Source organism: Microbulbifer marinus, assembly GCF_900107725.1.
GTDB lineage: Bacteria > Pseudomonadota > Gammaproteobacteria > Pseudomonadales > Cellvibrionaceae > Microbulbifer > Microbulbifer marinus.
On record NZ_FNQO01000002.1, the window covers coordinates 144,476 to 163,308 of the forward strand.

General features: G+C 62.4%; 19 protein-coding genes and 1 other RNA gene. 9 read left to right on the top strand and 11 right to left on the bottom strand.

Annotation, left to right across the window (positions count from 1 at the left end; genetic code table 11):
* Nucleotides 1-3: 3 nt before the first annotated feature.
* A complete protein-coding gene (locus BLW36_RS08535) occupies nt 4-1,209 on the top strand; it encodes a L,D-transpeptidase family protein (RefSeq protein WP_091387280.1) in 1,206 nt (401 codons plus the stop codon).
* Between the two features lie 371 nt (nt 1,210-1,580).
* Nucleotides 1,581-2,114, top strand: a complete 534-nt coding sequence (gene mepK / locus BLW36_RS08540) for a peptidoglycan L,D-endopeptidase MepK (protein WP_091387282.1) — start codon at nt 1,581-1,583, stop codon at nt 2,112-2,114.
* A 121-nt stretch (nt 2,115-2,235) separates the two neighbouring features.
* Here mepK and BLW36_RS08545 read toward each other — a convergent pair whose 3' ends face one another.
* Nucleotides 2,236-3,399, bottom strand: a complete 1,164-nt coding sequence (locus tag BLW36_RS08545; RefSeq protein ID WP_244506198.1) for an imelysin family protein — start codon at nt 3,397-3,399, stop codon at nt 2,236-2,238.
* Between the two features lie 54 nt (nt 3,400-3,453).
* Complete coding sequence (locus tag BLW36_RS08550; RefSeq protein ID WP_091387285.1) at nt 3,454-4,119, bottom strand: histidinol-phosphatase; 666 nt, start codon at nt 4,117-4,119, stop codon at nt 3,454-3,456.
* Nucleotides 4,120-4,309: 190 nt separating this feature from the next.
* Between BLW36_RS08550 and BLW36_RS08555 the strand changes: the two genes are divergently transcribed.
* Both BLW36_RS08555 and ptsP read left to right on the top strand, forming a co-directional pair.
* A complete protein-coding gene (locus tag BLW36_RS08555; RefSeq protein WP_091387287.1) occupies nt 4,310-4,975 on the top strand; it encodes an RNA pyrophosphohydrolase in 666 nt (221 codons plus the stop codon).
* 121 nt (nt 4,976-5,096) lie between these two features.
* Entirely contained in the window at nt 5,097-7,361 is a 2,265-nt protein-coding gene (ptsP, locus tag BLW36_RS08560; protein WP_091387289.1) for a phosphoenolpyruvate--protein phosphotransferase, read from the top strand.
* 80 nt (nt 7,362-7,441) lie between these two features.
* On the opposite strand, the gene gcvH is transcribed toward ptsP, so the two are convergent.
* Nucleotides 7,442-7,828, bottom strand: a complete 387-nt coding sequence (gene gcvH / locus BLW36_RS08565; protein ID WP_091387291.1) for a glycine cleavage system protein GcvH — start codon at nt 7,826-7,828, stop codon at nt 7,442-7,444.
* A gap of 87 nt (nt 7,829-7,915) precedes the next feature.
* Nucleotides 7,916-9,004, bottom strand: a complete 1,089-nt coding sequence (gene gcvT, locus BLW36_RS08570; protein ID WP_091387293.1) for a glycine cleavage system aminomethyltransferase GcvT — start codon at nt 9,002-9,004, stop codon at nt 7,916-7,918.
* A gap of 351 nt (nt 9,005-9,355) precedes the next feature.
* Between gcvT and BLW36_RS08575 the strand changes: the two genes are divergently transcribed.
* Nucleotides 9,356-10,048: a 2OG-Fe(II) oxygenase gene (locus BLW36_RS08575; RefSeq protein ID WP_244506199.1), complete on the top strand. Its 693-nt coding sequence runs from the start codon at nt 9,356-9,358 to the stop codon at nt 10,046-10,048.
* 153 nt (nt 10,049-10,201) lie between these two features.
* On the opposite strand, the gene BLW36_RS08580 is transcribed toward BLW36_RS08575, so the two are convergent.
* The 6 genes from BLW36_RS08580 to BLW36_RS08605 all read right to left on the bottom strand — a co-directional run bounded on the left by BLW36_RS08580 (nt 10,202) and on the right by BLW36_RS08605 (nt 16,848).
* Nucleotides 10,202-11,329: a CNNM domain-containing protein gene (locus BLW36_RS08580; RefSeq protein WP_091387297.1), complete on the bottom strand. Its 1,128-nt coding sequence runs from the start codon at nt 11,327-11,329 to the stop codon at nt 10,202-10,204.
* A gap of 5 nt (nt 11,330-11,334) precedes the next feature.
* The gene (locus BLW36_RS08585) at nt 11,335-12,312 is read right to left on the bottom strand and encodes a rhomboid family intramembrane serine protease (protein WP_091387299.1); all 978 of its coding nucleotides are present in this window, start codon (nt 12,310-12,312) and stop codon (nt 11,335-11,337) included.
* Nucleotides 12,313-12,404: 92 nt separating this feature from the next.
* Complete coding sequence (locus tag BLW36_RS08590; RefSeq protein WP_091387301.1) at nt 12,405-13,640, bottom strand: UbiH/UbiF/VisC/COQ6 family ubiquinone biosynthesis hydroxylase; 1,236 nt, start codon at nt 13,638-13,640, stop codon at nt 12,405-12,407.
* A 54-nt stretch (nt 13,641-13,694) separates the two neighbouring features.
* Nucleotides 13,695-14,936 (bottom strand): 2-octaprenyl-6-methoxyphenyl hydroxylase, encoded by a 1,242-nt coding sequence (ubiH, locus tag BLW36_RS08595; protein ID WP_091388599.1) that lies wholly within the window; start codon nt 14,934-14,936, stop codon nt 13,695-13,697.
* The gene (gene pepP, locus BLW36_RS08600; RefSeq protein ID WP_091387303.1) at nt 14,933-16,294 is read right to left on the bottom strand and encodes a Xaa-Pro aminopeptidase; all 1,362 of its coding nucleotides are present in this window, start codon (nt 16,292-16,294) and stop codon (nt 14,933-14,935) included. The genes ubiH and pepP overlap by 4 nt, the downstream gene beginning before the upstream one ends.
* Entirely contained in the window at nt 16,294-16,848 is a 555-nt protein-coding gene (locus tag BLW36_RS08605) for a UPF0149 family protein (RefSeq protein ID WP_091387305.1), read from the bottom strand. The genes pepP and BLW36_RS08605 overlap by 1 nt, the downstream gene beginning before the upstream one ends.
* Nucleotides 16,849-17,058: 210 nt before the next feature.
* On the opposite strand from BLW36_RS08605, the gene BLW36_RS08610 reads away from it, so the two are divergent.
* The 4 genes from BLW36_RS08610 to BLW36_RS08625 all read left to right on the top strand — a co-directional run bounded on the left by BLW36_RS08610 (nt 17,059) and on the right by BLW36_RS08625 (nt 18,511).
* On the top strand, nt 17,059-17,262 hold the full coding sequence (locus tag BLW36_RS08610) for a TIGR02449 family protein (RefSeq protein WP_091387307.1): 204 nt from the start codon (nt 17,059-17,061) through the stop codon (nt 17,260-17,262).
* Nucleotides 17,262-17,582: a cell division protein ZapA gene (locus BLW36_RS08615; protein WP_091387309.1), complete on the top strand. Its 321-nt coding sequence runs from the start codon at nt 17,262-17,264 to the stop codon at nt 17,580-17,582. Before BLW36_RS08610 ends, BLW36_RS08615 begins: the two co-directional genes overlap by 1 nt.
* A gap of 129 nt (nt 17,583-17,711) precedes the next feature.
* Nucleotides 17,712-17,892, top strand: a non-coding RNA gene (ssrS, locus tag BLW36_RS08620) — 6S RNA.
* Nucleotides 17,893-17,917: 25 nt separating this feature from the next.
* Nucleotides 17,918-18,511: a 5-formyltetrahydrofolate cyclo-ligase gene (locus BLW36_RS08625; RefSeq protein ID WP_091387311.1), complete on the top strand. Its 594-nt coding sequence runs from the start codon at nt 17,918-17,920 to the stop codon at nt 18,509-18,511.
* 97 nt (nt 18,512-18,608) lie between these two features.
* Here the strand turns inward: BLW36_RS08625 and BLW36_RS17340 are convergent, their stop codons facing one another.
* Nucleotides 18,609-18,746, bottom strand: coding sequence for a hypothetical protein (locus BLW36_RS17340; protein WP_170833165.1), 138 nt, complete (start codon nt 18,744-18,746; stop codon nt 18,609-18,611).
* Nucleotides 18,747-18,833 lie beyond the last annotated feature (87 nt).

The following is an 18,833-nucleotide window of genomic DNA, read 5'->3' on the forward strand; positions in this document are numbered from 1 at the left end:
GTCATGGCACACGGCAATGCCGGATACGGAGCCTGCACACGAGCCAGCCGCTGGCTGGCAGCACTGCTGGTCCTGGCAGTAGCGGCTATGCCGCCGCTGGTCGGCTCAGCGCGTGCGCCGCAACCGGTGCCGGCACTGGACCCCGCCGCTACCAGTGCGCAATTACTCGGTGCGGCCGAACGCTACCGCGAGCTGGCAAAAGACTGGCAGCCGATGGCGGAGGGAGAGGCATTACAGGCCGGCGACAGGGACAAGCGGGTGGTGCAATTGCGCAGACTGTTGAAACTCTACGGTGACTACACCGGGTTGCCCGGCCCGGTGACCGTCGCCGCTACCGATTCACAGCGCTTCGACAGCGCGCTAGAGGAGGCGGTGGAACGCTATCAGCGGCGCCACGGACTGCATCCGAATGGCATCGTCGCAGCCGATACACTGGCGGAGCTGGCGGTGCCGCCCACTGAGCGCGCGCGCCAGCTAGAGCTGAATGCCAAGCGCTGGAAGAAACTGTCACTGCCCAGGGAAGGACGCTACCTGTTTATCAATGTCCCGGAATACCAGTTGCAGCTGGTCGAGAAGGGCATGGTGACACTGAGGATGAAAACGGTAGTCGGGAAAACCAGCAGCCGCACGCCGACACTCCGCACCCGGGTTACCAACGTCGTATTCAATCCCACCTGGACAGTGCCGCGCAGCATTCTGCTGACCGACATGCTGCCGAAGGCGCGCAACAATCCCGAAGCGATGCACAAGCGCGGCTATCGCGTCGTCAATTACGGCAGCGGCAATGCCGTCCCCATTTCCGCCGACGGCCTGGCCCGCGCGGCCGGCGGTGACGCCACCCTGCGCCAGGTCAGCGGACCCGGCAACACATTGGGCAGGGTGAAGTTCGTGATGCCAAATCGACAGTCGATATACCTGCACGACACCCAGGCCCAGAGCCTGTTCGAGCTGCATGAGCGCGCCTTCAGTCACGGCTGTGTACGCCTGCAACACCCGGAGGAACTGGCCTATGCCCTCCTGCGCCCGCAAGGTTGGGACAGACCCCGCGTCGCCCAGGCAACCACCGGCGACGAACCGCTCAATATCAGGATAGAGCGGCCGCCGCGCCTATTTATCACCTACCTGACCGCCTGGGTGGATGCGAACGGGCGCCCCCATTTCCGCCGCGACATTTACCATCACGACACTGACTCTGCAGCCACCAATTAGGGCCACCACGCCACCAGGGCACCATTTCTCCGGCTCAGATGCCCAAATTCCGGCATCAGGTCCTCCAGCACCGCTTTATCGCCAAAACTAGAACCAAACAGTCACAGAAAAATTATTTTTCAGTATTGGCCCCTTAAATGACAACGCTGTCGCCATTTTTGCCCCCGCGTTCCCCACAGATCCCCGTAATCCGGTGCATCGCGTAGTGCAGGGAGAAACAAAGTACCAGTGCTTTTATTGGATTAATTGCGAATTAGCAGAGATAGGTTTGTAACACCTGGTTATTTTTTGTACATTTCTCCCCGTGCCCAGCGACGCCAAGCGTCACCGGGACACAGAAGATACATACACGACGAGGCGGAAAATTAGGTATGAAGAATCCATCCAGACGTCGATTCCTGGCAGTGACCTGCGCAACAGCTGCGGCGGTCAGCGCCGGGCCGACCTTCGCAAAAGTGGGTAACGCCCGCTCTTTGAAAATGCGCAACCTGCACACCGGGGAAAGGCTGAATACCGCCTACTGGTCGGGAGGTGACTACGATAGCAGCGGCCTGAAGCAATTCAACCGCCTGCTGCGCGACCACCGCGCCAACGAAGTCACGCGCATGGATCCGAAGCTGTTCGACATTGTCTACAAGCTGAAGGAAAAACTGAACTATAACGGTGAGGTCGAGATTATCTCCGGTTATCGTTCACCGAAGACCAACGCCAAGCTGCGTGCAGCTGGCCGCGGTGTCGCCAAGCGCAGTTACCACACTCGCGGTATGGCGCTGGATATCCGCATGCCGGGTGTCCCCCTGTCCAAGCTGCGTAAGGCGGCACTGGACCTGCGGGCAGGTGGAGTGGGTTACTACCCGAAGAGTAACTTCGTCCACGTAGATACCGGCCCGGTTCGCCGCTGGTAATACGCCGCAGCCGCCGCTGTCACAGCGGTAGCCAAGAACACAAACCCCGGCCTCGGCCGGGGTTTGTCGTTTGTGCATTCGAGCCGCAGCGCTGTCGCAACGGCCGGGCAGTGAGTAGTCACTAGCCGTCCAGCGGCAGCGCCACCGGTGTTATCTCGTCCTCGGCTACCGGCACCTGCGCAGTCCCGGCGATGAGGCCCGCCATCTGCTCCAGCAGTTCCCGTGCTTGCGCCAGCTGTTCCAATTCCGCCAGTTCGATCGGATCCTCCATTTTCAGCAACAGCGCCTCGAGCTCGGCAAAAGTCTGCGCCAGGGCCGCGACCTGATGGCGGTCCAGCAACAGCTCGGCCAGCCCGCGCCCCTCTGCCGGCACCCAGTTGGAACGCAGGGTGTCGAGCATGTGCAGGAGCGCCTGCTTGGAGTCCGCCGCACGGCCGCTTTCGACATCGCTCTCGGAGCTCTCCGGCAGGCGCCGCAGCAATTCCTCGTCCAGCATACGGGTGTGTGCGGCACGGATCTGTTGCAGGCGCGCCGCCGGCCCCAGCGCGAGGAAATGGCGGGACAGGTCGTTGGCGCCGGTCGGCCAGCGGCGCGCCAGTCCGTCCACGTCCTCGGCGATGCCCCGGCCGATCAGGCGGGTCAGTTCGCGCCGGCGGTTGGCCGCCAGGGCTTCCGGCTTCTCGCCTTCACTGACCTGCTGGAACTGCTCCGCGGTACGTTCGCTGGTCGGTCCCCACAGCATGATCTCCATCGCGTGAAAACCGGTGCTCGCCTCCTCGTGCGCCGTCAGCCGGTGCTGCTTGCGCAGGTTGGCCAGGGTGAGTTCTATCGCCGTGTCGTTAACGATACCGCTGTCTGAGTATCCCGGCACCGTATCCAGGTAGCCCGGCTGCACCGGCCAGCTGTCCAGCGCCAGCAGCAGCTGGCGCCCCTGACCCCTCAGTTCCGCCGGTGCGAAAGCCAACTGGATATAGGGCAGCGCCGCGGCGAAATCCCGGTGCGCTTCCAGCCAGGCCAGTTTGGCCGACTCCAGATGGTCCTCCGTGGGTTGGTCGAGCAGCGTTGCCACCGCGCGCTGCAGCGCTTCCACGGCGGCACGGGTATCGGCCAACTGGGCTTCGCCGGCCTGCCAGACGGCCCGCGTCAGCTCTTCGGCGGCCTTCTCATTGAATACCTGGGACGTCGCCTCCTGCTGTGCCGGCGACTGCTCGACACGCTTCTGTTCACAGGCGGAAAGTCCCGCCAAAAGGGCAAAAATCAGCGCTACTTTTCTACGCCGAACCATTCTTCCGCTCACAAAATTCCCCAAATCACTCAACTTACGATAAATACCGCGGTTTTATTCGCTGTCGCGCAGGCTGATCACTGGCCAGCCACGCGCTTCGGCCTCGGCGCGCAGGCGCGTGTCCGGATCCACCGCTACCGGGTGTTCAACCTGCTGCAACAGCGGTAGATCGTTGATGGAGTCGCTGTAAAACCACTTTTCACTACTGTCGAATTCCGGGTTGTGGGCCAGCCACTGGCGCAGGCGCACCACCTTGCCGCCCTGGTAACAGGGTTCGCCCACCACCCGGCCGGTAAAGCGCCCCTCCACTTCTTCTGGCTCGGTGGCCAGCAGCGTATCGACCCCCAGGCGCGCGGCGATAGGCTCCACCACGAAGCGATTGGTGGCTGTGATGATCATAATGTGGTGCCCGTCGCGGCGATGGCGGCCAATCAATTCTTCCGCGCGCGGTAACCAGATTTCGCTGATCACCTCCTGCATGAACTCCTGCTGCAGGTTTTCCAGTTGACCGCGGGACAGCTGCGCCAGGGGCTCCAGGGCGAATTCCAAATAGGCGAAGATATCCAGCTCACCACGCTGGTAGTCCTGATAGAAGCGGTCATTGGCGGAGCGATAGCGATCGACGTCGACGTGCTCACGCTCCGCCAGGAACTCGCCCCAGGCGTAATCGCTGTCGCCACCAATCAGTGTGTTGTCGAGATCAAATATTGCCAGATGCACCGCGGACTCCCCCGTAACTATAGATTCCCCACGCCAATTCTGCCGCCAAGCGCGCTTTACGCGCCACAAACACGGCGGGCAATTTTACCCCGCTGGCGGTCGCTGCACACCGACCAATTCACTCTAACGAGAGCCCAATTGCCGGAATGCCCCCCGCTGTGGAACAATGCGGAGCAAGCAGGCGCGGCGGATGGCCGCGCGCAACAGAATTGAGGACGGTATTTTGGGCGACGGCAAGCCAGCGAACGCTGGGCGAAAAAACCGCCGCAAGTCCGCCAAACAGTCAAACCGCAGCGATAATCCGGGCAGCAATCGCAAAAACCGGAGGCGCGGTGACGACAACAGCAGCAATATCGACGCCGAGGGCTTCCGCCCCAATGTCGGCATCATAGTGCTGAATGCCCGCGGCCAGGCGCTTTGGGCAAGGCGGGTGGGCGGTAAGGACGCCTGGCAGTTTCCCCAGGGCGGTATCAATCCGGGCGAAAGCCCGGAGCACGCGCTCTATCGGGAACTGTATGAGGAAATCGGACTGACCCGGGATCAGGTCAGCATGATCGCCTGCACCCGCGGCTGGTTGCGCTATCGCCTGCCGCAGCGCCTGATCCGTCGGCGCTCCGAACCCCTGTGCATCGGGCAGAAGCAAAAATGGTATCTGCTCAAGCTGGAGGCAGAGGAGAGTGCAATCAGCTTTAACAACGGCTACAAGCCCGAGTTCGACCACTGGCGCTGGGTGAGCTACTGGCACCCGCTCAGCAAGGTGGTGACCTTCAAGCGCGAGGTATATCGCCGCGCGCTGACCGAACTGGCCCCGCAGCAAATACAATTGGAAAGACGCTGGCTGCGCGATCAGGGCTAGCCCTGATAGCCGCAGCCGGCTTTGCCGCGGTCAAAACTATCAATAAGTGAAGATTGATAGCAAGGCACTAAGACTGCTTTTGGCCAGTTGAACAATTCCGTTGAATGGCGAGGACAGGCCTTTGCTCGGATCTCTGCGCAGTATCGTTCAGGAAGTCAACGCGGCTCGGGACCTGCCGGCGGTGCTGGATATTATTGTGCGCCGGGTGCGCGACGTGATGCACACCCGCGTCTGCTCGGTATATCTGCGCGACAAGCAGTCCGGCCAGTATGTGCTGATGGCCACGCGCGGCCTCAATCAGGACGCGGTTGGTCAGGTGCGCCTGGCCCCGGGCGAGGGCCTGGTGGGCAACGTGGTCACCCGCGAGGAACCCATCAACCTGGAACAGGCCGAGGCCCACCCCGCTTACCAGTACTTCCCCGCCACTGGCGAGGAGCGCTTCAGCGCCTTTCTCGGCACCCCGATCATCCACCACCGCAACGTCCTCGGCGTACTGGTCGTGCAGCAGGCGGAGAAGCGGCGCTTCGATGAGGGCGAGGAAGCCTTCCTGATTACGCTGTCGGCGCAGCTGGCCGGGGTGATTGCCCACGCCGAAGCGACCGGCGCCCTGACGGTCATCGGTCAGCAGCGGCGCGAGGCCAAGTTCACCGGTATCGCCGCCTCCCCCGGGGTCGCCATCGGCCGCGTGCATATCGTCGCCCCGCAGGCCAATCTCGCTACCGTGCCTTTCACCTGCTGTACAGACGTGGATGCCGAACTGGCGCTGTTTCACCAGGCTCTGGTAAACGCGCGGGAAGAGATACGCGCAGTGGGCGAACGCCTCAAGGGCGAATTGAACCGCGAGGAGCGCGCCCTGTTCGACGCCTACATCAGCATGCTCGACGACAGCTCCCTCGCGGTCGAGGTGTGCGACCGCATCCGCCAGCGGGTCAGCGCACCGCGCGCCTGGGCGGAGGTTATGCTCGAACATGTGCGCCGCTTCGAGGCGATGTCCGATTCCTATTTCCGCGATCGCGCCGCCGATTTAGGCGACCTGGGGGCACGTGTATTGATGCACCTGCGCGAGCAACAACCGAGCCGGCAAGATTATTCCGAAAACACCATTCTCATTGGCGAAGAGCTCACCGCCGCGGTGCTGGCCGAGGTGCCGCGGGAAAAACTGATCGGTGCCGTTTCAGTCAAGGGCTCTGGCAACAGCCACGTGGCGATTATCGCCCGCGCCATGGGCGTGCCGGCGGTCATGGGCGCGCAGGATCTGCCCTACGAGACCATCGACGGCGCGGAAATCGTGGTGGATGGCTACCGCGGTGAGCTGCACGTACACCCCGGTGCGGAGCTCCGGCGCCGCTACGACAGCATTGTCGCCGAGGAGCGCGAACTGGCGCGCAACCTGGACCATATGGCGAGCCTGCCGGGCGAGACCGCCGACGGCCACCGCGTGCGCCTGTGGGTCAACACCGGCCTGATGGCAGACGTGGTGCGCTCGCTGGAACGCGGCGCCGAGGGCGTCGGCCTGTACCGCACCGAAGTACCCTTCCTGCTGCGCGACCGCTTCCCGTCGGAAGAGGAGCAGCGCGAGATCTATCGCGAGCAGCTGGAAGCCTTCTCCCCCCGCCCGGTAACCATGCGCACATTGGATATCGGCGGCGACAAGGCCCTGGCCTACTTCCCCATCGAGGAAACCAACCCCTTCCTCGGCTGGCGCGGTATTCGCGTAACCCTCGACCACCCGGAAATTTTCCTGGCGCAGGTGCGGGCGATGATGAAGGCCAGCGTCGGTCTCGACAATCTGCGCATCATGCTGCCGATGATCAGCGGTCTCGGCGAGCTGGAGTCCGCGCGCAAGCTGGTCGAGCGCGCCCACAAGGAACTGCGGGAAGAGGGCTATGACATCCCCATGCCGCCGCTCGGGATCATGATCGAGGTGCCGTCGGCGGTCTACCAGGTGCGCGAACTTGCCGAGCACGCGGATTTCATTTCCGTCGGCAGCAACGACCTGACCCAGTATCTGCTCGCCGTAGACCGCAACAACAGCCGCGTGGCCAACATCTACCACGCGCTGCACCCGGCGGTGCTGCGCGCCCTGCAGGAAATCGTCAGAGCCGGCCACGTCGCCAATACCAAGGTGGGCATCTGTGGTGAGCTGGCCGGGGACCCCGGCGGCGCGCTGCTGCTGGTCGCCATGGGCTACGATGTGCTGTCGATGAACGCCACCAACTTGCCGCGGGTCAAGGCGACACTGCGCGCGGTGCGCAAGGCAGACATGGAAAAACTGCTGCAACAGGTGCTGGGTATGCAATGCGCGGAAGAAATCGAGGAGACGGTGCGGACCTACCTGAAAAGGATCGGCCTCAAGGCATTACTGCAGCCGGTGAGCGGCCAGTAAGTTAGGCTGAGCCGGAACCATCAGCAATAAAAAAGCCGCGGCAAAATCGCCGCGGCTTTTTTAATGGTCACCGGCCGGGATTACTCCTCGGCTTCAGCGCGATAGGCGTCGGCATCCAGCATATTGTCCAGTTCGCTCACGTCACTGGGCTTCACGCGGAAGAACCAGCCATCGTCGTAGGGTGAGGAGTTGACGGTTTCCGGAGCATCTTCCAGCGCCTCGTTGACCGCAACCACCTCACCGGAAACCGGCGAGTAGATATCGCTGGCCGCCTTCACCGACTCGACCACACCGGCTTCGTCACCGGCCGCCAGAGTGGTGCCTACTTCCGGAGTCTCGACGTAAACCACATCGCCCAGCGCGTCCTGGGCGTGGTCGCTGATACCGACAGTGACGGTGCCGTCCTCTTCCAGCCGGGCCCACTCGTGGCTGGACAGATATTTCAGTTCATTGCGGATTTCGCTCATGCTGTGATCCCTCGATTAAGCATCTGTAAATATTATTCATGCCGCAGCGGGAATGCCCGGAAGGGCTTGCCCGCTGCCGGGCGGCCGTCAGATTACCGATTTACCGTTGCGCACAAAGCACGGTTTCACGACCTTGACCGGCACCAGTTTTTTGCGCATTTCCACCTGGGCGCTGTCACCTACGGTCACCGGCACACGCGCCAGCGCAATAGAGTAGCCCAGGGTCGGAGAAAATGTACCGCTGGTGATGATACCGCGGTCTTCGCTGCCGTCCACTACCACCGGCAGGTCCGCGCGCAGCACACCGCGCTCTTCCAGCACCAGGCCGACCAGTTTTTCCTTCACGCCGGCGGCCTTCTCCTGCTCCAGCGGCTTGCGGCCGATAAAGTCGCGGTCCTCCGGCTGCCAGGCGACCGTCCAGGCCATGTTCGCCACCAGCGGCGAGGTCTCTTCGTCCATTTCGTGGCCGTACAGGTTCATACCCGCTTCGAGACGCAGGGTGTCGCGGGCGCCGAGACCACAGGGCGCCACGCCGGCGTCCGCCAGTGCGCGCCAGAAACCCGGCGCATCCTCGCCGGACAGCATGATTTCCAGGCCGTCTTCACCCGTGTAGCCGGTGCGGGCCACGAACCAGTCACCGCGCGCCACACTCTGGAAAGGCTTGAGGCTGTCGATGGAAGGAATCCAGTCGACTCCCAGCACCTCTTTGGCCTTGGCCAGCGCATTGGGGCCCTGGATGGCCACCATCGCCAGATGCGGGCGCTCACTCAGGGTCACGTCGAAGCCTTCCGCCTGCTTGTTCATCCACGCCAGATCTTTCTCGCGCGTGGCGCAGTTCACTACCACACGGTAGCCCGGGTCGCGCAGGTAGACGATCAGGTCATCGATCACACCGCCCTGCTCGTTCAGCATGCCGGTGTAGAGCGCCTTGCCCGGAGTGCCGTCCAGCTTGGCCACGTCGTTGGCCAGCAGGTAGCGCAGGTAGTCGCGGGCGCCGTCGCCGTCCACATCGACCACGGTCATATGGGAGACATCGAACATGCCCGCATCGGTGCGCACCTTGTTGTGCTCTTCCAGCTGTGATCCGTAGTGCAGCGGCATGTCCCATCCACCGAAATCCACCATCTTGCCGCCCATGGCGACATGTGTGTCATACAGAGGCGTTCTGTTTCCCATCTTTTGTTCTCAATTCAGCAGGTTAAGAAAGCGGCGTATTCTAGCGGTTCGGCGGCTGGCGTGACCAGCCGGCCCGCTTCTAATACATATATGATCTGCAAGCCTAGCAGGCGCTGGGACTAAAACCTGCCGAGCGCCGCCGTTGCCGCCAAAGATTCGGCGACACTTTTTGCGCTGGCAATGCCCATGGTCGCGACCCGCCGGCCCGCCCCGGCGGCGGTATGCATAACGCTGCTCTGCGACGCCGGTCCGGGGCTTCATTATTGCTTTGCGCTGGTTCCTTTTGCGTGTATAAGAACACATCCCCACGGGCGGCATCCCGCCGCCGATCGCTGCTCCGGAGCTCCCTGATTGAACGCTGCTATCTCTGCCCTCGCGGAGGACCGCCGGTCCGGCCCGCGCGACGGCGACCCTATGGACCTGATCGCCGCGGCACTGCGCAAGGACGGCTATATAGTGCTGCCCGCACCGCTGCCGCCGGCACTGCTGGCCGGGCTGCTGCGCCATTTCCGCTCCATTGACCGCGAGCGCTTCAGGCGCGCCGGCATCGGCCGCGAGGACGAGCACCAACTCAACCGCTTCGTGCGCAGCGACGAAATTTTCTGGCTGGATCGCGCGAATCCGGCGGTGGCCGCCTATCTGAGCTGGATGGAAACGCTGCGTCTGGGGCTGAACCGCCGCCTGTTCCTGGGACTGTTCGATTACGAGTGCCACTACGCCTACTATGACCGCGGCACCTTCTACAAGAAGCACCTGGACGCCTTTAAGGGCAGTACCAACCGGGTGTTGAGCACCGTGCTCTACCTGACTCCCAACTGGCAGCCGCGCGACGGTGGCGAACTGGCGATATACCCACCGGAAACCGGCGAAGCTCCGTCGGCGGAGCCGCTGCTGAAAGTGGCGCCACGCTTCGGGCAGATGGTGATTTTCCTCAGCGAGGAATTTCCCCACGAGGTGCTGACGGTCAACCGGCCGCGCTACAGCGTCACCGGCTGGTTCCGGGTCAACAACAGTCTCGGCGACACTATCGACCCGGCAGTTTGAATACGGGAAATTTTGCACGCGGCGGCAACGAACGGCCGGTGAAACTTCGCTGCCCGTGCCGCCAGTGAAAGGTGACACCAGACCAGCTCAGAAGCCGCAGGCATGTTGGTGGGTTTTGTCTTGAGTTAAAGACATGGACCCAAATGCGCAGTTTCAATCACCAGACCGATCGCGCTCTTCGTCAGCCTTGTCACTTGCCTCGGTGTCTTCTTGATCCGGCTTTGCGGCTTCGTCCACTTTCAAGCCGTGCCTTTTCGAGCGCAACCGCCACAGGCGTTTGGCGACTTCCTGCCGGTCCGCAGTCTTGTCCGCTTCGTCGACGATCTCCTCGCCCAATAAGGTTTCCAACAGATCCTCGAGGGTTACCAACCCCTCGAGGCTGCCATACTCATCCAGCACCGCACTGATCTGCACACGCCGCGAGAGCATTTTCTGAAAGGCCTGATAAATCGTCGCGGTTTCCGGCAGCATCAGCATATCGCGCCGAAACTCCGACAGCTGTTTATCCTGTTCGCCCTTGGCGAAGGCCAGCAACAATTCCTGCTTCAGTACAAAGCCGACGACACAATCCGGATCTTCCTGCTCATAGACGGGAATGCGGGAAAAACGGCTCTTTTCCACCTCCTCGTAGGACTGGCCAATGGTGGCGTTCTGGGACAGGGAGTAAACCACGGTGCGCGGCGTCATCACCTCGCGCACCGAATAATCGCGCAGGGTAAAAAACAGGTTGCGCAGAATGCTCGACTCGCGGCGCTCCAGCTGCCCCTCCGCCTCGCCGATCTCTGCCATTACCGCAAATTCATCGCGACTGAAACCGGTCAGTGTCGGCCCGCGGGACATGCCACGGGTCAGCCATTCGGACATTTTTACAAAGGGGTACAGCAGCCACACCAGAACACGCAGGGCGTATGCCATTACCGGTGCGAGCTGCCGCCAGTACAGGGCGCCGAGAGTCTTCGGAATGATTTCGGAAAAAACCAGAATCAGCAGTGTCAGTATTGCCGACGCAATCCCCAGGTACTGATTGCCGAACACGGCGGCGGCCTGGGCACCGGCACCGGCGGCGCCAGCAGTATGGGCAATGGTGTTGAGCGTCAGAATCGCAGCCAGCGGCGCGTTGATATCTTCCTTGAGCTTGCGCAGAACTCGGCCAGCCCTGTGGCCCTCGCGCTCGAGCAGACTGACATAGGGGGTGGTGACACTGAGAATGACCGACTCGGCAATGGAGCACAAAAAAGAAAAGCCGAGCGCAATCAACACATAGACAAGCAGTAGAATCATAGGCCTCAGGCTGTCGAACTGTTGGGGGCAAATTTTCGCGCGCCGCCGACCCGACAGTAAATCAACGTCAGCACAACGCCGCAGACGAAGCCGCCGATATGCGCGGCATTGGCGACACCGACACCGAAGATCAAGGTTATCAGTCCGGTCGCACACAATAGAAGCCAGGCGATCGCCAGCGGTACGATACCGCTGGGGACATCGCGCCAGCCGGGCTGCCGGCGCCGCAACACAAAGACACCGCCGACCAGCGCGTAGACAACACCGGACATGCCGCCAAACACAATCTGTGGAGACCAATAGAACTGGGTCAGGTTGGAGACCGCCGCACTCACCAATACCAGCACGGCAAATGGCAGGGTTCCGGCGCGCGCCTCCACAGAGCGCCCGAGTATCCAGATTCCCAGCGCATTGAACAGCGCGTGGGGCAGGGAGAAATGCACCAGCGCCGGCGTCCACAAGCGCCAGTATTCTCCCTGTGCCCAGTGCCAGGCCAGGGTAGATTTATCCAACTGGAAGTCACCGCCACGATCCGGATAGATAAGCAGTGATTCGACGAGATTGTTGGAAAGCAAGAACCAGCCGAGAAAGCACATGCCGATTAAAATCAGGCTGAGTGGTGTCTTTCGCCAGGGCCAGCTCGGCAGCGGCGACATCGCGGCGGATTCCGAAATTGTTTCTTCGACGGGCAAGTCGCCTGCACCAATCTCGGTGTCCGCAGGCTTCTTCGCCCCAGCCTCTTCTGTCGGTGTTTCGGCAGGCACCTGTTCCAGGTGCACATCGGCAAGACTGATTTCCCCCGTATCCCAGCGCCGCAACAGCGGCAACAGCATTTCTCCCAGATGCGGGTCGAGGGAGGAAAGGATCTGGCGATTGTTTTCTTCGGTGATACGCAACGGCAGCCGGTAGCGCCGAATAAACTGCGCCAGCTCGCTGAGATCTTTATCAATTGGGAACTGATATACGACGGTCCAGTCGCTCAAGGGTGAGAGGCCTTCTTATTAAATCATTGCGCGAATAAAGCATTGCTGCAGCGGGCGGGCGCGCGACCCGCCACTGATATGGGGGTAATAGCCTACACCGCCATGGCGCGCAGAATAATGCGTTTTTTCAGCAGCGGACTGGCGTCTACCATACTCAAACCGGTGTTGCGCAGCCAGCGCCAGTGCAGATCACCGGCGCCGAACAGAGACTTGAACGTGCTCATGGCTTTCAGGGTCGCGGCGTTATCGCCGCGGCGGCGACGTTGGTAACGCTCCAGCACCGAGGAATCTGCGGGTTCCAGGCCGCGCTTCAGTGCGCGGCCTATTTCGTCACTCAGCACGCGCACGTCCTGCAGGCCCAGGTTCACGCCCTGCCCCGCCAGCGGGTGGATACTGTGGGCGGCATCGCCGATCAGCGCCGCTCCGGGCCCGCAGTAAGACTCCGCGTGGCGCGCGCGCAACGGGAAGGAAAAACGCTCGCTGACCGACTCCACGCGGCCGAGACAGCTTTCGAAGGCTTTTTCCAGGTTCAGGCAAAAAGCCTGGTCGTCCAGCATCACCAGTTCGCGCGCCAGCTCCTCGTCCGCGGACCAGACCACCGCACAGTGATGCTCGTCACCGAGTCCGGCGAGGGGCAGGAATGCCAGCGGACCGGTTTTCAGGAAGCGCTGCCAAGCGGTGTGCTGATGCGGTTTCTCGCTGCGGGCCACACACACCAGCGCGCTCTGATGGTAATCGGTATCCTGTGAGCGGATATGCAGCAGATCGCGCACCTTGGAACGGGCTCCATCGGCACCGATCAGCAGGCGCGTGCACAGTGTCTCCGCGCCCTCGTTCAGCCCCTCGACCAGATCGGTACGGTCACTGCGCGGCTGCAGGTACCAGAGACCGCAGTCGCGCCACCAGCTGTCCAGGCGGAAGCCGCTGACCAGCTCGACGTTCGGCAGCGCATCGATACGCGCGCGCAGCGCAGCGACCACCACATTGTTTTCGACGATATGGCCGAGATTGGGCATCTGCACATCGCGGCTGTTGAAGCGCACGGAGCCGGTGCCCTCCGCATCCCACACGCGCATCTCGGTGTAGGGGCAGGCGCGATGATCGCTGATTTCCGCCCAGGCACCGGTTTCCTCGAGCAGCTCGCGGGAGGCCTGGGTCAGGGCGACGACGCGGGGATCGTAGTGTTCGGCCGGCACCTGCGGCACATCGGTGGAGGCCTCCAACAGCCCCACCCGCAGCTGCGGATGGCGAACCGCCAGCAGCGCGGCCTGGGCCAGGCCCACCATACCGGCGCCGACGATGGCGATATCCAAACGGTGTCTGATCATAAGCTGGCTATTCCTTGCGTGCCCCTACCGGCTAAACACCGGGGGTGGGCACTATTAAAGCCCAAAACCCGCCGCCTGACCGACGAAACTCGCGCGCAGCGGCGGCGCCAGGGTCAGTCCGAGCATACCCGCCTGGCGCAAGCCCTGCACCATCAGGTTGGACGAGGCAAACAGCGGCGGTATCCGGTCACTGAAACCAATTGTCAGTTGTTGGTCCAGCTGACGATCCCGACCATATTCCTGTAACAAGTCTAGCTGATCAGATGAATCCTGCGCCAAGTCCGCGCCCGTCAGGGCCTGCGCCAGAGCGTAACAGTCGCGCAGTGTCAGGTTGAAGCCCTGTCCGGCCACCGGATGCAGGAAATGCGCGCAGTTGCCCACCAATACCAGGTTGCGGCGCCACTGCTCCCGCGCCAGCGACAGGCTGAGCGGGTAGCCCTGCAGGCTGCCCGCACGCTGAATACGACCGGCACGCCAGCCGAAGGCGCGCTGCAGGCGCTCGACAAAGGCATCATCGCTCAATTCGGTCAGCGCCCGCGCCTCTTCCTCCGCGCAGGTCCACACCAACGCCATCCGGTGCTGGCCGTCGCGCCTGGGCAGCGGCAGTAGCGCCATCGGGCCCGCGTCGGTAAAGCGCTCGTAGGCGACGCCGCCGTGATCCCGCTGCAGTCCAACTGTAGTGACCAGCGCACGCTGCCGGTACTGTATCGTTTCGATTTCAACACCCAGCTGGCGGCACAGGGGAGAATTGACGCCATCTGCCACTACCAGCAGCGGGGTCTTCAATTCTGCCTGCTCGCCATCATCACCGGCATGCCAACGCAGGCGGGCACCATCGGCCCCCATCTGTACTTCGGAGACCTGCGCCGGCGCCATCAGCTGCACCGGTGTCTGTGCCAGCGCTTCGTGCAGGACCGGCCCCAGCGCGGCGTTTTCGATGACCGCGCCGAGCATGCCCTGGAAACTGGCCCGTTCATGCCGCTCGGCGTGCAGGGAGACGCCGAGTGCGTGGCCGCGATCGCTGACCTGAATGCGCTGAATCGGCGCGCAGTAGTCGCGCAACTGCGCCCACAGCCCCAGCTCGGAAAAAATCTGCAGGCTGCCGGCGGAAATCGCAGTGGCCCGGGTGTCGAAACTGGGCAGCTGCACACTGGCACCCGCGTCCGGCAGGGCGCGCTGCTCCAGCAATGCCACCGACAGCTGTGGACAATAGCGGGCCAGCATCAGCGCCAGGCTGGCGCCCGCCATACCGCCACCGACAATGGCGACGTCCACCTGTTGTAATTGCTTGGTCACCACAATTCCTCCTGCACCAGATCTTGTCCCTGGCGCATGGTGTATTCGATATCCGCGACAGTTTTCGGCGCCGCCCCCGACAGCACTTGCGGCCCGTCTTTGGTCAGTGCCACATCGTCCTCGATGCGAATGCCGATGCCGCGGAATTTTTCCGGTACCGTGTCATCGTCGACTGCAACGTAAATGCCCGGCTCGACGGTCATCGCCATGCCCGGCTCCAGCTGCCGCCACTGACCGTGCACCCGGTAGTCGCCGGCGTCGTGCACATCCATGCCGAGCCAGTGACCGGCGCGGTGCATATAGAAACGGCGATAGGCGCCGGACTCGATCAGGCCACTGACCTCGCCGCGCAACAGGCCGAGATCCACCAGGCCCTGGGTGATGACCTCGACACTGGCCACGTGCGGCTGGTCCCAGTCATTGCCGGCACGGATTTGTTCAATGGCCGCACTCTGCCCCGCCAGCACAATTTCGTACAGGGCTTTTTGCGCGCCGCTGAACCGGCCGTTGACCGGATAGGTACGCGTCACATCGGCGGCGTAGCCGCGGTACTCGCAGCCGGCATCCACCAGCACCAGATCGCCACTTTTTAACGGCGCGCTGTTGCTGCAGTAGTGCATCACCAGTGCATTTTTACCGCCGCCGACGATGGTCGGGTAGGCGGGTTCGCGGGCACCGGCGGCAACGAATGTGTGCAGTATCTCCGCCTCCAGGTGGAATTCGTACTGGCCGGGACGGCAGCGGGCCATCGCGCGACGGTGCGCCTCGGCACTGATCTCCGCCGCGCGGGTCATCAGGCGCAGCTCCTGGGCACTCTTGTACAGCCGCAGGTCGTGCAGCAGGTGATCCAGGTCGACCATTTCCGGCGCGCCGGCGCTGCCCGGTGCCGACGCAACGGCCTGCAGGTAATTCTGCAGCCGTCGGTCCAGTTGCGGGAAACGCCCCATCGTAAAGTAGATACGCTCGCGCCCCTCGATCAGCCCCGGCAGGATGTCATCCAGGTCGCCGATCGGGAAAGCGTCACACAGACCACACTGCTCCGCGGCGCGCTCCGGCCCCAGCCGCGGGCCGTCCCACATTTCCTTCTCCGCATCGCGCTCGCGACAAAACAGCAGGGTCTCGCCCTGGCTGCGCCCCGGCACCAGCACCAGCAGCGCCTCGGGCTCGTTAAATCCGCTCAGATAGAGAAAGTCACTGTCCTGGCGAAACGGGAAATAGGTATCCCGCGAGCGCAGCTGTTCGCGTGCCGCCGGCACGATGGCCAGGCTGTCCGGCGCCATACTGGCGATCAGGCGCGCGCGGCGGCGCGCGTATTCCGCTTTGGCGATCGCTGGCGGCGCAGCTTTATTAACAGCCATCAGTGAACAGTGGGCCCCTTGCCGGATTTATCGCCGCGAACTTCGGTAAAAATATTCAGCGCGGCCATGCGTACATATTCCTGTAATTCCAGCAGCTGGCTTTCCGCCTCCTCGGACTCGTCCACCTGGTCGGCATCCACCTGCGCAATCGCACCGATGTCCTGCAGCGCCTCCTTGCTGGTGGGCAACAACTCCCCCTTATACGCACCGATACCGAAACCGTGCAAAAAACCCTGGCACCAGTGACCGAGGGTCAGGGTGCGCGCGGTAATATCCTGCTCGTCGCTGAGCAGCAACTGAAAATCAAAGTTGCTGTCGCCGAGCTGCTGCTGGGCGTCTTGTGCCAGCTGCAGAAATTCCCGGTTCAGGTCTGCCGGGACCGCGTCCAGCTCCAACAGCGCCGCCAATTCTTTCTGCCAGCGGCTTATGTCCGGGCCGGCGCCAGCGGCCAAAAATCCACAGGCAAAACCGTGCAGCTCACTGGGGTCGGCGTGGCCGCCAGCGGCGAGAATGGCATTGGCCAGGGAATCAAATCGGTTGGCTGCTGAAGTCATGACTACTGCTCAGTATTTTTCCAGGATGATCAGAGTTTATTCAGGTAATCGCATCGGCAATCGGCGATCACTCGACAATTGGTACTAACTGGCAAATTTGTGATTGCCCGCGCGGGTGGGGCGATTGACCCACCCATACGCCGGCAATATAGTAGCGGAATCCCTCGCAGTCTGTCGTGTTGCGGGTCTTCGATCTTATGCGCAGGAATTATGGATAAGCTGCAAGCGTTAGAAAGCACTGTGGATTCGCTGATCGCCCGCTGCCAGCAGCTGGCCGATGACAACCGCGAACTGCGTCGGCAAGAAGCCGACTGGCAGCGCGAGCGCCAGCGCTTGGTAAAAAACAATGAGGCCGCCCGCTCGCGGGTAGAAGCCATGATCAACCGCCTCAAGGGGCTAACGCAAGAATCCTGATGGCTGACTCAGCAGCAACCGCCGAAACCGTAACCGTCTCCATACTCGACAAGGAGTACCGCGTCGCATGCGCCGAAGACGAGCGCGCCGAGCTGCAGGCTTCTGCGCGCCTGTTGCACGAGCGTATGTCGCGCATCCGTGCCAGCGGTTCAGTGATCGGCCTGGAGCGCATCGCGGTCATGGCGGCACTGAATATCGCGCACGAACTGATTCAGGCCAAGGCGGAGCTGAGCCGGGTACCGCTGGAGCAGGAAATGCTCGACCGCCTGCAGGAAAAGGTTCAGTCAGCACTCGGCAAAATCGATACACCGGAAAGCTGAAAAAACAGCGGAATTCCGTCGCCATGCGCGGCATCACAATTTCCGCCGGCAGACTTGACACCCGCATTTTGAGCAACTTCCCGCAGCAACCTCATTTAGCCTTTCCACCCCCCCATGAGTTATAATTTCCTTGCCCTGGGGTGTTGGCCAGTTGACTATGTCCTCGAGCCGATAATCTGACCCTGGTGGTTTCCAGCGGATGCTGGTGTGCAAGTCCGCCATGTAGCGGAAAGCCTTATGTATCCCGGAGACCGCCACCTTGAACTTTACGGTTCAAGGCTACGTCTGCAGCCGCACACTCGGGGCTCCTAATTTCTCTCCAGCCCCTCCATTCAATGACCGACAGCAAAGCCCGATCTGAAAAGGCTGAATTGCGCCGCCGTATGCGGGCAGCCCGACGCCAGCTCAGCGTTTACCAGCAGCGCCTGCACGGTCGCGCCGCCGCCATTCACCTGAGCCGCGACCCGCATATGCAGCGCGCAAAGCATGTCGGCATCTACTGGCCGATGGATGGGGAGCTGGATGTGCGCTGGCTGTTCCAGCGCTTCGCCGACAAGCACTTCTATCTGCCGGTGTTGCCGGCGGAACCGCACCCGCACCTGCGCTTCCGCCGCTGGCACGGCGGCCCGTTGACCCACCGCAACCGCTATCGCATTCCCGAGCCGCTGCGCGGTCATACGCAACCGCCGGCACAGCTGGATGTGGTGCTGTTGCCGCTGGTGGCGTTCGATCCGAGTGGCGCGCGCCTGGGCATGGGAGCCGGCTTTTACGACCGCACCTTCGCGCTCAAGCGGCTGCTGCCCGGTGCCGGGCCGGCCCTGATCGGCGCGGCCCACCAGTTGCAGTGTGTGCCGCAGCTGCCCACGGACAGCTGGGACATTCCGCTGGATGCAGTGGTGACCGAGGCGCGTATCTACCGCTGCCGCTGACCGAAAACACCGCAGGCTGAAACGAAAAAGGCCGAACGCACTAGCGTTCGGCCTTTTTCGTTTGCTCGCGGACAGAGCGGCGCACCAGGCAAACTGCCTAACGGGTCACCACTCCCTGCTGCAGAGCCGCCGGCGGTTCCGGTTCCGAGGCAAAAACCTCGGTCAGACCCGTGCTGCTCAACAGTACGCCCGCAACAAAGACAACCACAGCGATTGTCAGTGCATCGGGTTTCATTGGGACCATCCTGTAGATCGATGTTCTTGTTATGTGCATTTCGCCCTGCGTTAGACTCACTTCAACGCAAAAGTTCCACCGCAGGGA

Bases quoted from the DNA above. Each gene is read 5' to 3' on its own strand.
- BLW36_RS08545 (WP_244506198.1), bottom strand. From the start codon at position 3,399: ATGGTTCGGCGTAGAAAAGTAGCGCTGATTTTTGCCCTTTTGGCGGGA.
- BLW36_RS08555 (WP_091387287.1), top strand. From the start codon at position 4,310: ATGGCCGCGCGCAACAGAATTGAGGACGGTATTTTGGGCGACGGCAAG.
- BLW36_RS08625 (WP_091387311.1), top strand. From the start codon at position 17,918: ATGACCGACAGCAAAGCCCGATCTGAAAAGGCTGAATTGCGCCGCCGT.
- mepK (WP_091387282.1), top strand. From the start codon at position 1,581: ATGAAGAATCCATCCAGACGTCGATTCCTGGCAGTGACCTGCGCAACA.
- BLW36_RS08610 (WP_091387307.1), top strand. From the start codon at position 17,059: ATGGATAAGCTGCAAGCGTTAGAAAGCACTGTGGATTCGCTGATCGCC.
- BLW36_RS08605 (WP_091387305.1), bottom strand. From the start codon at position 16,848: ATGACTTCAGCAGCCAACCGATTTGATTCCCTGGCCAATGCCATTCTC.
- BLW36_RS17340 (WP_170833165.1), bottom strand. From the start codon at position 18,746: ATGAAACCCGATGCACTGACAATCGCTGTGGTTGTCTTTGTTGCGGGC.
- gcvT (WP_091387293.1), bottom strand. From the start codon at position 9,004: ATGGGAAACAGAACGCCTCTGTATGACACACATGTCGCCATGGGCGGC.
- gcvH (WP_091387291.1), bottom strand. From the start codon at position 7,828: ATGAGCGAAATCCGCAATGAACTGAAATATCTGTCCAGCCACGAGTGG.
- BLW36_RS08580 (WP_091387297.1), bottom strand. From the start codon at position 11,329: ATGATTCTACTGCTTGTCTATGTGTTGATTGCGCTCGGCTTTTCTTTT.
- BLW36_RS08535 (WP_091387280.1), top strand. From the start codon at position 4: ATGGCACACGGCAATGCCGGATACGGAGCCTGCACACGAGCCAGCCGC.
- BLW36_RS08615 (WP_091387309.1), top strand. From the start codon at position 17,262: ATGGCTGACTCAGCAGCAACCGCCGAAACCGTAACCGTCTCCATACTC.
- BLW36_RS08590 (WP_091387301.1), bottom strand. From the start codon at position 13,640: ATGATCAGACACCGTTTGGATATCGCCATCGTCGGCGCCGGTATGGTG.
- pepP (WP_091387303.1), bottom strand. From the start codon at position 16,294: ATGGCTGTTAATAAAGCTGCGCCGCCAGCGATCGCCAAAGCGGAATAC.